Here is a 12,406-nt window from a genome sequence, read left to right as displayed (position 1 = left end):
CATTTCGATCACGAAGGAGCCGGTCTTTCGGACGGCGTGTCCCTTTCGAGGACTGACTGCTTTCCGACACTGCGCCTGGCCGTCCCCCCAACGGATGAAATTCCGGCCGACCGCCTGATCACGGCCTCCCCGCCCTCATGAGACACGTCCCAGCCGCACTCGCGGAGGTTTCGTCCACCCGGTGTCACGGATAGACTTCCGCGTTATGAACCCGCACGACGAACCCGTGATCGGCCCGCTGCTGTCGGGCATCGGCCGGCTGGCCGACTTCAAGTCGCTGGACGAGTCCGACCTGCCGGAGCTGGCCGAGGAACTCCGCGGATTCCTCGTCGACGCGGTCGCCCGGACCGGCGGCCACATCGGCCCCAACCTCGGCGTCGTCGAGCTGACCATGGCGATCCACCGGGTCTTCGACTCCCCGCACGACCAGGTCGTGTTCGACACCGGGCACCAGTCGTACGTCCACAAGGCCCTCACGGGGCGCGCCGACCGGTTCGTCGGCCTGCGCAGCCGCGGCGGCCTCACCGGCTACCCGAGCCAGGCCGAGTCGCCCCACGACCTCGTGGAGAACTCGCACGCCTCGACCGCGCTCTCGTACGCCGACGGCCTCGCCAAGGCCCACGCGCTCTCCGGCTCCGACCGGCACGTCGTCGCCCTCGTCGGCGACGGCGCGCTCACCGGCGGCATGTGCTGGGAGGCCCTGAACAACATCGCGGCCCGCGACGACCTCAAGCTCGTCATCGTCGTCAACGACAACGGCCGCTCGTACGCGCCCACCGTCGGCGGCCTGGCCAAACGCCTCTCCGCGCTGCGCCTCAACCCCGGCTACGAGCCGGCGCTGCGCAAGATCCAGGAGCTCGTCGAGCGCATCCCGGTGTTCGGCCGCGCCGCGTACGCGGGCCTCCACGCCGCCAAGACCGGCCTCAAGGACGCCCTCGCCCCGCAGGGCATGTTCTCCGACCTCGGCATCAAGTACGTCGGTCCGGTCGACGGCCACGACCTCACCGAGCTGACCCTCGCCCTGGAGCGCGCCAAGGGCTTCGGCGGGCCCGTCATCGTCCACGCCCTCACCGAGAAGGGCCGCGGCTGGGCCCCCGCCCGCGCCGACGAGGCCGAGCAGATGCACTCCCCGCCCGCGTTCGACCCGATCACCGGCGAGTCCACCGGCTCCTCCAAGCGCCGCTGGACCGGCGTGTTCGCCGACGAGCTGGTGGCCCAGGCGAACCTGCGGCCCGAGGTCGTCGCGATCACCGCCGCCATGCCCGGCCCGACGGGCGTCGACAAGCTCATGAAGCGCCACCCCGAGCGGGTCTTCGACGTCGGCATCGCCGAGCAGCACGCCGTCACCTCGGCCGCGGGCCTCGCCATGAACGGCATGCACCCGGTCGTGGCCGTCTACTCCACCTTCATGAACCGCGCGTTCGACCAGACCGTCCTCGACGTCGCCATGCACAGGCTGCCGGTCACGTTCGTCCTTGACCGCGCCGGGATCACCGGCCCCGACGGGCCGAGCCACTACGGCATCTGGGACACCTCGATCTTCCGGGTAGTGCCGGGCCTGCGGATCGCCGCCCCGCGCGACGCCGCGAGCCTGCGCGAGGAGTTCGCCGAGGCCCTCACGGTCGACGACGCCCCCACCATGGTGCGCTTCCCGACCGGCGCGGTTCCCGAGGCCGACATCCCGGCCGTCGAGGTCCACGAAGGACTCGACGTGCTCGTCAAGCACGAGGACGACGAGCTCCTGCTGGTCTCCTGCGGCTCCCTCGCCGGCATCGCCGTCGAGGCCGCGGCCCTCCTCGCGGAGCAGGGCATCCGGGCCACCGTGGTCGACCCGCGCTGGATCTCCCCGGTCCCCGACGCGCTCGTCAAGCTCACGGGCCAGTACCCGCTCGTGGCGACGCTCGAGGACGGCATCCGCACCGGCGGCTTCGGCGACGCGCTGGCCCAGGCCCTGCGCGACTCCGGCGACGAGGTCCCGCTCGTGGACTTCGCCGTCGAGCGCGGCTGGCACCAGCACGGCACCCGCGACCAGCTCCTCGCCGACCTCGGCCTCACCCCGGAGGCGATCGCAGAGCGCCTCGCCGCCGAGGTCCACCGCCGCGGCGAGGACGACGGGCACCACCACCACTGATCCGAGGTACGCCGCGGCCCGCGCCGAACAGGTGCGGAGCGGTCGGCGTGACGCGGTGCCGGTTCAGGCGCGCCGCGCCTGACGCGGTTCTTGTCCATGTGCGCCGCGCCTGACGTGGTGCCGGTCCACGTGCACCGCGCCTGACTTGGTTCTGGTTCACGTGCGCCGCGGCGCCGTGTCACGTGTGACACGTGATGTACTACCGCGCCTTGGAGCAGCCCGGGAACGACAGCGGCGCGGCGGACCTGTTGGGTCCGCCGCGCCCGGTGCTATCCGTTAAGACGCCGTCCGGCGCCGATCGGTTGCACCGTCACCGCATCGCTTTCAGGCCGCTCCTGATCCGGGCGAGATCCCGGCGGCGCTTCTCGAACGTGGCGCCCGCCCCGATGAGGATGACGCCGCCGATCGCCGGCGGGATCCACACCGGGATGTAGTGCCACACCAGCGCCAGCTCGTTGACCGTGAGCACCGCGAGCGCGATCGACCCCAACACCAGCGGCGCCTGCCAGCGCCGCCCCAGCCCGGCCACGATCACCAGGATCGCCGCCGCGCCGACGCCCACGCGCCGCGCGGGTTCGCCGTCGCCGAGCGCCAGGAGCAGGCTCGGGGCGAGGCCCAGGAGGATCGGCAGCCCCAGCGTCGACCAGGACCCGGCCTGCGGCCGCCGCTCCAGACGCCACAGTCCGATGAGGAACAGCACGGCGGCGGGCGGCGCGGTGAAGAACTCGATCGTCGTCACCTCCTGCCCGGCCAGCAGCAGCCACCAGCCGAACGTGCCGGTGCACAGGGCCGCGATGACGTACCCCCACTTGCGGACCGGGACCATCATCGCGGTCCCGGCCAGCGCCAGGGTGTACACGCCGAACTGCGCGGGCAGGAGCATCCACATGCCCTCGCCCTCCCAGAGCGCGTCCACGTACGTGTACACGCCGCCCGCGGCGGCCAGGGCCGCGACGACGTGCGCGAGCACCGACGCGAGGACCCGGTCCGGGCGGCTGCGGCGCGGCGCACCCGCGGCCGTGAGCAGCATCGCGGCGGCGGTCGCGTTGAGCCAGAACGGAATCCAGCCCTCGCCAGGGTCGACCGTGTCGGAGTACGACGCCGACAGCGCCGCGATCGGCGCCCACGCGGCGAGGGCGACCCAGCCGCAGCACCGGCCCGCGAGCGTCCGCGACGCCAGGGCCGTGACGAGGCCGATGACCGCGCACAGCGCGAACCCGAGGAACGGCACCGCGTCCCATCGCGCCGGGTCCTCGTGCCACAGCAGGATCGAGGCGGAGACGATTGCGAACGTGACCGCGAGCGCCGCGCCCTGCACCCGGTACTTCACCGGCAGCAGCACCGCGGCGAAACCCAAGGCCACCAGGACGATCGGGATCTCCCAGGTGAAGACGCCGGCGGGCGCGGCGTCCCACCACAGGACCCCGAGGCCGCCGAGCGTGATGAGCGAGGCGGCGAGCGCCGTCCCGCCGGCGATCAGGTACGAGGCGATCCGCAGCGGGCCGCCGAGCGGCTCGCCGATGAGCGGCGCGACCAGGCGCGCGGCGAGGAACGCGACGAAGTAGGCGCTCAGGTCGGGCGCGCCGAACGCCACGGTCGCGAACACGGCGAGCGAGGCGAGCCCGGCGGCCTGCGCGCTCGCGAAGCCCCACGTGTGGTCGCGGGACCCGATGGTGGCGAAGGGGATCACGGCCGCTGCGAACAGGGCGAGCGACGGCACGACGAGCTCGGTCGACCCGGAGCGGATCGCGAGGGTCCACGCGCACAGCACGAGCGACCCGGCCGCGGAGGCGGCGACGAGCATGCCCGTGGTCGACACGCGAAGGCGCTTGGCGAAGCCGACGCCGACGAGGTTCGCGGCGGCGAGGACGGCGACGCCCGCGGCGACCGCGGGCACGACCGGGTCGTCGAGGCCGAACGCGGCCCGCAGACCCGCGGAGCAGGCGGCGACCACGGCGGCGCAGGTGAGGAATCGCGAGGCCCACAGGTCCGAGCGCGCGTAGCGCCCGGGGAAGATGGCGGTCAGCCATGCGGCGATGCCGAGCGCGAGGGCGGTGGCGAGCAGGAGGAGCACGGCGAGGCCGAGATCGCTGGCGGCGGCGTACGAGGCGCCGATCGCGGCGAGGGGGAGCAGGGCCCAGCTCGTGGCGCTGAGCCGGGCGATGCCCCGGTAGGCGGCGAGGACGGCGAGCACGCCCGCGGTCCAGGCGCCGACCGAGTCGGGCCCGAACTCGGTCCCGGGCGGCCGGTACAGGTAGTAGCCCGCGAGGGTGGTGCACCACAGGGCGAGCGCGCCGAGCGCGGCGAACGTCTCGGCGGTGGCCCACAGTTTGAACCGCTTGAACGGGAAGGGGATCGCCAGCAGCAGGAGGGTGGCGAGGCCGAGCACGGCCGCGCGGCCGCCGTTGCCCATGTTGCGCCAGGCCACGGCCGTGAAGATGATGAGCGCGGCGGCCACGAGCAGGCCGCCGAGGCTGAGCAGGACGGTCTGGACGGTCTTGGACCCGACCTCGCCGCGCTCCCGCGCGGGCGCGGCCGGCGCGTAGTGGAGGACCTGCGGGTTGCCGCTGGGCGGGGTGTTCGGGGCGGCCTGCCGCGTGCCGTGCGGGGGCGTGCCGGCCGTGGCGGCCTGCGGCGTGCCCTGCGGCGTCGTGCCGACCGGGGCAGCCTGCGGCGTGCCCTGGGGCGACGGCGGGGCAGGGTACCCGGCGGCGGGTGTGGCGGCGGTAGCGGGGGTCTGCGGGGCGGCCGCGGCCTGGGCGTGCCGCTCGGCCTCGGCGAGGTACCCGGCGGCCCGGTCGCGCAGGCCCTCGAGGACTTCGGTGCGCTCGGTCTCGACGGCGGCGCGGCTCTTGAGCGTCGCGGGCATCGACGCCAGGACCGCGTCGAGCTCGCCGAGCCGCGCGAGCAGCGGCTCGGGACCGCGCCCGCAGGCGGGGCACCCGGCCGCCGTCGAAGGGCGCCCGCAGCGCGGGCAGTTGTACGTCGTCATGTGCACAGTGTGCTGGTCCTGTCAAATAAGGGATCGGGCGAATCGGACTCCGATTGTGCACGGTGCACAACACAGGGTCGCCGCGAGCCCGGTTTCCGGCCCGGATTCTTCAGGTTTCCTCCAAACGGACCACCGGTGAAGTCGATGCGGAGGCCGTCCCGAGGCGGTAATCCTGTCGCAGCCCCGCTCGGCCTCCGCCCGCCCGGGCCCGCTGCGCCTCCAAGCCAGCCATCCCGACCCGCGCCGCCGCCGCTCGCACCGCGACCGGCGCGACGCACCGGTCAGCGCATGGCCTTCAGCGAGCGACCGATCCGCGCCAGGTCGCGGCGCCGCTGCTCCAGGGTCGCGCCCGCCGCGATGAGGACCGCGCCGCCGATCGTGAGCGGGACCCACTTCGGCACGACGCTCCACACCAGCGCGATCTCGTTGACCGCCAAGGCCGCCAGCACGACCGCCGCGATGATCAGCGGCGCCTGCCAGCGGCGGTTCGCGCCGACCAGCAGCACCGCGAGCGCGACCGCGCCGACGGCCGCGCGCCGCCACGGCTCGCCGTCCGGGCCCAGCGCCGTCACGAGCGAGGGGCCGAGTCCGACCGCGAGCGCCGGTCCCAGCGCGAGCCACGAGCTCGTCCCGGCGTCCCTGCGCAGCAGCCACAGGCCCAGGCCGACCAGCACGGCCGCGGGCGGCGCCGTGTACCACTCGATCACGGTCGTGCCGCTGTACGCGGCGAACATGAGCTGCGCGGCGATCACCGCCGCGCCCGAGCCGAGGACGCGGCCGAGGCGGCCGTCCCCGCCCGCGAGCGCCGCCGCCGCGAGACCCGCCGCGTACAAGGTGAACCCCAAGGGCGCGTACAGCGTCATGCCCTCGAACAATGCGGGACCGGTGAGCCACACCAGGCACACGGCGATCGTGAGATGCGCCCAGGCGCGCGCCCACATCCGGTCGAGGCCGTCGCGTCCGCGTCCGAAGTGCGCGGCCGCGAGGAGGACCGAGGCCGCGCCCACCGTGGCGGCGAGCGCCGGGCCGGTGTCGACCGCGTTCGCCTCCGGCCGGTACCAGGCGGCGAGCGCGGTCGCGGTGAGCGCCGGGAACGCCGCCGTCCAGCCGGCGGCCCGCCGTGCCGCGCCCGGCGAGGCGAGCGCGACGAGGACCGCCGCGCCGGTCGCCGCCGCGAGCGACGCCGCGGGCGCCCAGCGGGCCTCGGACAGCGCCCCGGCGCTCAGGGCCGCCACCGCCGCGACGGCGGCGAGGTAGTCGCGCCGCCAGCCCGTGCGGACGAGCGCGGCGCCCACGGCGCCGGCGGCCGCCAGCGCCGGGATCTCCCAGCGCAGCAGCGGGACCGGCTCGGCGCCGAAGGCGACCGGGAGCACGGCCGTGCTGAGGAGCGCGCACCAGACGAGCACCGCCGCGCCGATCACCATGGCGCCGTTGCGGAGCGCGCCGGCGAGCGCGGCCGGGAAGATCGGGGAGCAGGCGAGTGCGAGGAGCGCGGCGGCGAAGAACGCGGTCAGCTCGAACACGCCGGTCGTCACCGCGCTCAGCGTCGCGGTCGAGGCGACGACCGCCGCGGCGCCGGCGCTGAGCGGCAGCCGCTCGTACCCGTTCGGGTCGACCCAGGACGAGACGACGACGATGGCGACCGCGCCGAGACCGAAGGCGGGGACCGCGAGGAGCGGCTCCTCGGAGCGGAGCGCGAGCACCCAGCCGGTGACGGTGAGCGCGCCCGTGGCGGCGACCAGTGTCCCGACGGCCGGGAGGGACGCCCCCGCGAAGCGGGCGTGGGCGGTCGCGAGCATGCAGACCGCGGCGAGAAGGCAGGCAATCGCGGCCGCGACCGGCAGGAGCGCGGCCTCCAGGCCGTACGCGGCCCGCAGCCCCGCGAGGAGGACGGTGACGGTCCCGGCGGCCAGGAGGATCCGCGCCGACCACCGGTCGGAGCCGGCGTGGCGGGTCGGGGCGGCCGTGACGGTCCAGGCGGCCCCGGCGAGGACGAGGCCGATGGCGCCCATGTGCAGGGCGGCCTCGAGCGCGTCGCCGAAGGCCGCGAACGCGGCGCCGGTCGCGGCGAGCGGCAGCAGCGCCCAGGCGGGGGCGGTGACGCGGGCGGCGGCCCGGTAGAGCACCGCGGCGGCGAGCACCGCCGCGGTCCAGCGGGCGACCGGCAGGGCGGTGAGCCCGGTGCCGCTCGGCAGGTACAGGTAGTACCCGGCGAGGGCCGTGCACCACAGGGCCAGGGTCGCGGTGGCGGCGAGGGTCTCGGCGGTCGCCCACAGCCGGAACCGGGTGAGCGCGAACGGGACCGCGAGGAGCAGGCCGGTGGCGCCGGCGAGGATGGTGAGCCGCCCGCCGTCGCCGAGGCGGCGCCAGGCGACGGCGGTGAAGACGATGATGCCCGCGGCCAGGAGCAGTCCGCCGAGGGACAGCAGGACGACCTGGACGGACTTCGCGGTGACCTCGGCGCGGCGGCCGGGCGGGTCCGCCGGGGGCGGAGGGGCTTGGTGCGGAACGGGTTCCGACTGCGCAACGTGCTGATCCATACGCTCAGTGTCGGGAGCATGTCAAATCCGTAATCAGACAAATCGGGCAGATTTTGTGGAGTCCCGACAGTGTCCCGAACCGCCGCGCCGCCGCGCCGCGCCGTTTTTCTCGGGTTCCTCCAAACGGGACGCGGCCCGAGCGGGGCGCCCGGCGCGACCCCCGCGCATCGCCCCGCAGAGGTGCGACGGTTCCCGGACATGGGAACGGGCCTCGCGATGCGGTGATCGCGAGGCCCGTCCCGTCGGGAGGAGGATTGGTCTTATGCGGCGCTCTGGTAGGCGTCGATGATGTCCCAGGCGAGGTCTTCCCACTGGGCGTAGTAGTCGGGGTAGGCCGAGACCTGCACGGCCTGCGCGGCGGAGGCGATCGACATGTTCTCCCAGCCGTCGACGTCCTCGAGGGTGCCGTAGAACTTGCTCGCGGAGGTGGACACGTCCATCAGCTCCTCGACCGAGCCCCAGCCCATGGAGGTCCGCTGCTGGAAGATGCCGACCGAGTCGTGGTCGGAGTAGGTGACGTCGGAGTCGGTGTACTCGAAGCTCTCCGGGACGGCCTCGGAGGCGGCGTTGTAGAGCTTCGCCTCCTGCATGGCGGTGGCGAGGGCGACGGCCCAGCCGTTCTCGTCGAAGCCCATCTCCTGGCCGGTCTCGATGATCGTGACGGCGTTGGCCTCCTGCTCGTCGTCGATGTCGGAGACGTCGATGTCGACGGGCCCGGCGGGCTCCTCGGTGGTCTCCTCGACGACGGGCTCGGGAGCGGCCTCGGTGGTCTCCTCCGCGACGGGCGCGGGGGCGGCCTCGGTGGCGGCGGCCTCCTCGGTCGCCTCCTCCGTGGCGGCGGCCGGGGCCTCGGCCACGGCGGCGGTCTCCTGGACCGGCTCCTCGGTGTTCGAGATGGCCCACGCGGCGGTGGCGCCCGAGCCGGTGAAGACCGCGGCGGCGAGGCCGACCGTGGCGACCCGCCGGAAGCGGTGCTCGCGGAAGCCTTCAAAGGAATTGCTCAGCCGCTGGGATGCCGCGGCGGCGGCGCTCCGGACCGGACCGGTCACGCCTTCGATGATCTTGCGAAAATGCACCTGGCAAACCTAGGGGCGAAAATCCCCAGGTCAAACCCGCTCTTCTCATGGGATTCCAAGGGGGCAAGGGTTTTCCCTACCGGCGAGTAGCCTCCGCGGCTTTTGCCGGGTACCGGCCCTATCGTCGCCCTCGCCCGACCGCGTCCCCGCTGCCGTCCGGCCCGCTCGGTACACGGGACGAGCCCGGACTCGTCCGTTCGGAGGAGTCCGGGCTCGCCGCAAAGATAATGTGACCGGGCGCACGAGGTGCTAGCCCGAGAACGGCTTTCCGGTCACATCGGTCGAAATCCCCTCGCGGTCCAGGTACGGCGTGAGGCCGCCGAGCCAGAACGGGAAGCCCGCGCCGAGGATCATCGCGAGGTCGACCTGCTTCGCCGAGGGCACGACGCCCTCGTCGAGCATGAAGCCGATCTCCTCGGTCAGGCCGCGCAGGACGCGGGCCTTGACCTCCTCGGCGGTCGACGGCGCGTCGCCGAGCACGATCTGCGCCTTGGCCTCCTCGGTGAGCCGGCCCTTGCCCTTGGCCGCCGGGTCGAACACGGGGAAGCCGGCCTCGGCCATCTTCCGCAGGTTCTCCGAGGCGGGGAAGCGCGGCCCGAGGTCCTCGTTCAGGTGCTGGCACAGGTGCCAGGCGACCTGGAGGCCCACGAGCTCCAGCAGCGCGAACGGGCGCATCGGCAGGCCCAGCTCGTCGAGGGACACGTCGGCGGTCTCGACGGGCGTGCCCGCGTCGACCGCGCCGGTGACCTCGGCGAGCATGCGGCCCAGGAGCCGGTTGACGATGAACGCCGGGCGGTCGGCCGAGCCCACGGCGGTCTTCTTGAGCTTCTTCGCCACCGCGTACGCGGTCGCCAGGGTCTCCTTGTCGGTCGACTCGGTCGCGATGACCTCGACGAGCGGCATGACGGCCACCGGGTTGAAGAAGTGCATGCCCACGAGCCGCTCGGGGTGCTTCAGCCCCGAGGCCATCGCGGTGATGGAGAGCCCGGAGGTGTTGGTGACGAGCAGGGCCTCGTCCGAGACGATCGCCTCGACCTCGGCGAACACGGCCTGCTTGACGCCCAGCTCCTCGAAGACCGCCTCGATGACCAGGTCGCAGTCGGCGTACACCGACTTGTCGGAGCTGGCGGCGACGAGCGAGCGGAGCTTGGCGGCCTTGAGCTTGGACGTGCGGCCCTTGGCCTCCAGCTTGTCGATCTCGGCCCGCACGTACGCGAGGCCCTTCTGGGCCCGCTCCTCGTCGAGGTCCGTCATGACCACCGGCACCTCGAGGCGGCGCGCGAACATGAGCGCGATCTGGCCGGCCATGAGCCCGGCGCCGACGACGCCGACCTTGCGGATCTCCTTGGCCAGGCCCGGGCTCGGGGCGCCCTCGGGGCGCTTGCCGAGCGAGCGGACCAGGTTGAAGGCGTAGATGCTCGCCTGGAACTGCGGCCCGGCCTCCAGGTCGGCGAGGGCCTCGTCCTCGGCGAGGGACCCCTCCTCGAACGTGGCGTGCTGCGCCAGTTCGAGCAGGTCCAGGGCCCGCACGGCCGCTGCTGAGGCGTTGTGGACCTTCTCGTCCACGAGCTTCCGGGCGCCCGCGATGACCGCCGGCCACGCGTCGCGGTCGATCTCGGGGCGCTCGACGGCGATCTCGCCGGTGACGACCTTGATCGCCCAGTCGAGGGACTCCTCGATGAAGTCCGCGCCCTCGAACTCGGCGTCGGCGATGCCCAGCGGCACCAGGTCGGCGCCCTTGAGCATCTTGTTCTGGTTCAGCGGGTTCCCGACCACGACCTGCGCGGCCTTCTCGATCCCGATGAGGTTCGGCAGGATCTGCGAGCCGCCCCAGCCGGGGATGAGCCCGATGGAGACCTCGGGCAGGCCCAGGCCGAGCGCGGTCTTGGAGACGGTGCGGTAGTGGCAGTGCAGCGCCAGCTCGAAGCCGCCGCCGAGGGCCGTGCCGTTCACGAACGCGAACGTCGGCACCGCGGAGTCCTTGAGCCGCTTGTAGAGCGCGTGCCCGGCCTGCGCCAGGGCGAGGCCCTGCTCGCGGGTCTCCAGGCTCGGCATGAGCTTGATGTCGGCGCCGGCCAGGAAGATGAACGGCTTCCCGGTGACGGCGATGAGCTTGACGTCGTCCTCGGCCTCGACCCGGTCGATCGCGCGCCACAGGCTCTTGAGCCCGCCGGGGCCGAACGACGACGGCTTGGTGTGGTCGTAGCCGTTGTCGAGGGTGATGATCGCGGCCTTGCCCCCGAGCCCGCGGGGCTCCAGGAAGCGCACGAGGGACTCGGTGACGACCTCTTCCTCGAAGTCGGGAAGATCGAGCGGCGTCGCGGACATTACTTGGCCCCCTTGAAGTTCGGGTTCTCCCAGATGACCGTGCCGCCCTGGCCGAGGCCGACGCACATGGTCGTGATGCCGTAGCGCACCTCCGGGTGCACGGCGAACTCGCGGGCGAGCTGCGTCATGAGGCGCACGCCCGAGGAGGCCAGCGGGTGGCCCATCGCGATGGCGCCGCCCCACGGGTTCACCCGCGGGTCGTCGTCGGCGATCTTGAAGTGGTCGAGGAACGCGAGCACCTGGACGGCGAACGCCTCGTTGATCTCGAACAGCCCGATGTCGTCGATGGTGAGGCCCGCGCGGGCGAGGGCCTTCTCCGTGGACGGGATCGGCCCGACGCCCATGGTCTCGGGGTCGACGCCCGCGAACGCGAAGCCGACCATCCGCATGGCGACCGGCAGGCCCAGCTCGGCGGCGGTCTCGGCGTCGGCCAGCAGGCACGCGGTGGCGCCGTCGGTGTTCGGCGAGGAGGTGCCGGCGGTGACGCGGCCGTGGGGGCGGAAGGGCGTGCGCAGGTTCGCGAGGCCCTCCATGCTCGTGCCCGGGCGCGGCAGCTCGTCGCCGGTGGCGACGGTCCAGCCGTCGTCGGCCGACCGCGCGGCCATCGTGGTGATGTCGGCGCTCAGCTGGTCGACCGCGGCGGCGTAGCGCTGCTGCGTCCGCACGGCGTACGCGTCGGCGCGCTCCTTCGTCAGGTGCGGGTACAGGTCGTGCAGGTTCTCGGCGGTATAGCCCATCTGGAGCGCGTCCGGGTCGACCAGGCGCTCGGCGATGATGCGCGGGTTGGGGTCGACGCCCTCGCCCATCGGGTGGTTCGACATCGACTCGACGCCCCCGGCGATGGCGATGTCGTACTGGCGGGCGGCGATCGCGGAGGACACGCTGGTCACCGCGGTCATCGCGCCCGCGCACATGCGGTCGATCGAGTAGCCGGGGACGGAGCGGGGCAGGCCCGCCAGGAGCGCGGCGGTGCGGCCGAGCGTCAGGCCCTGGTCGCCGATCTGCGTGGTCGCGGCCAGCGCGACCTCGTCGACCCGCTCAGGCGGCAGCCCCGGGTTGCGGCGCAGCAGCGTCCTGATGCAGCGGATGATCAAGTCGTCGGCGCGGGTCTCCTCGAAGAGTTTCCCCGCCTTGCCGAACGGGGTCCGTACCCCGTCGACGAAGACGACATCGCGGATGGTGTCGTTCACGCCAGCCCCTCCTTTGGGTATGCAGCGTCGTTCAGCCTGCGGTCGAAAGTGTGCATCGTCACCGAGAATGTTACCCGCAAGTAAGTTCGTTGTCACGGGCCCCCGGGGCGTGTCGCGAACCCGTCTTCCGGGAAACGTTTGCGCAGCTC

The 12,406-nt window shown here is 73.4% G+C and carries 6 protein-coding genes; 1 reads left to right on the top strand and 5 read right to left on the bottom strand.

Annotated elements, in window-relative coordinates; translation table 11 throughout:
• Positions 1–205: 205 nt before the first annotated feature.
• Positions 206–2,131 (top strand): 1-deoxy-D-xylulose-5-phosphate synthase, encoded by a 1,926-nt coding sequence (dxs, locus tag ABD419_RS05435; protein ID WP_344482798.1) that lies wholly within the window; start codon positions 206–208, stop codon positions 2,129–2,131.
• A gap of 310 nt (positions 2,132–2,441) precedes the next feature.
• Here dxs and ABD419_RS05430 read toward each other — a convergent pair whose 3' ends face one another.
• From ABD419_RS05430 to ABD419_RS05410, 5 genes are all read right to left on the bottom strand, one after another.
• Complete coding sequence (locus ABD419_RS05430; RefSeq protein ID WP_344482795.1) at positions 2,442–5,123, bottom strand: proline-rich domain-containing protein; 2,682 nt, start codon at positions 5,121–5,123, stop codon at positions 2,442–2,444.
• Between the two features lie 281 nt (positions 5,124–5,404).
• Positions 5,405–7,663, bottom strand: a complete 2,259-nt coding sequence (locus tag ABD419_RS05425) for an SCO7613 C-terminal domain-containing membrane protein (protein ID WP_344482792.1) — start codon at positions 7,661–7,663, stop codon at positions 5,405–5,407.
• 260 nt (positions 7,664–7,923) lie between these two features.
• Positions 7,924–8,739: a peptidase M23 gene (locus ABD419_RS05420; RefSeq protein ID WP_344482789.1), complete on the bottom strand. Its 816-nt coding sequence runs from the start codon at positions 8,737–8,739 to the stop codon at positions 7,924–7,926.
• Between the two features lie 249 nt (positions 8,740–8,988).
• Positions 8,989–11,067 (bottom strand): 3-hydroxyacyl-CoA dehydrogenase NAD-binding domain-containing protein, encoded by a 2,079-nt coding sequence (locus ABD419_RS05415; RefSeq protein ID WP_344482786.1) that lies wholly within the window; start codon positions 11,065–11,067, stop codon positions 8,989–8,991.
• Positions 11,067–12,257, bottom strand: a complete 1,191-nt coding sequence (locus tag ABD419_RS05410) for a thiolase family protein (protein ID WP_344482783.1) — start codon at positions 12,255–12,257, stop codon at positions 11,067–11,069. The genes ABD419_RS05415 and ABD419_RS05410 overlap by 1 nt, the downstream gene beginning before the upstream one ends.
• Positions 12,258–12,406 lie beyond the last annotated feature (149 nt).

It is taken from the genome of Glycomyces endophyticus (assembly GCF_039531525.1).
In the GTDB taxonomy this organism is placed as follows: domain Bacteria; phylum Actinomycetota; class Actinomycetes; order Mycobacteriales; family Micromonosporaceae; genus Glycomyces; species Glycomyces endophyticus.
Note: the sequence above shows the minus strand (reverse complement) of the source record. Positions and strands in the feature narration are given on the sequence as shown.

Bases quoted from the DNA above. Each gene is read 5' to 3' on its own strand.
- dxs (WP_344482798.1), top strand. From the start codon at position 206: ATGAACCCGCACGACGAACCCGTGATCGGCCCGCTGCTGTCGGGCATC.
- ABD419_RS05430 (WP_344482795.1), bottom strand. From the start codon at position 5,123: ATGACGACGTACAACTGCCCGCGCTGCGGGCGCCCTTCGACGGCGGCC.
- ABD419_RS05425 (WP_344482792.1), bottom strand. From the start codon at position 7,663: ATGGATCAGCACGTTGCGCAGTCGGAACCCGTTCCGCACCAAGCCCCT.
- ABD419_RS05415 (WP_344482786.1), bottom strand. From the start codon at position 11,067: ATGTCCGCGACGCCGCTCGATCTTCCCGACTTCGAGGAAGAGGTCGTC.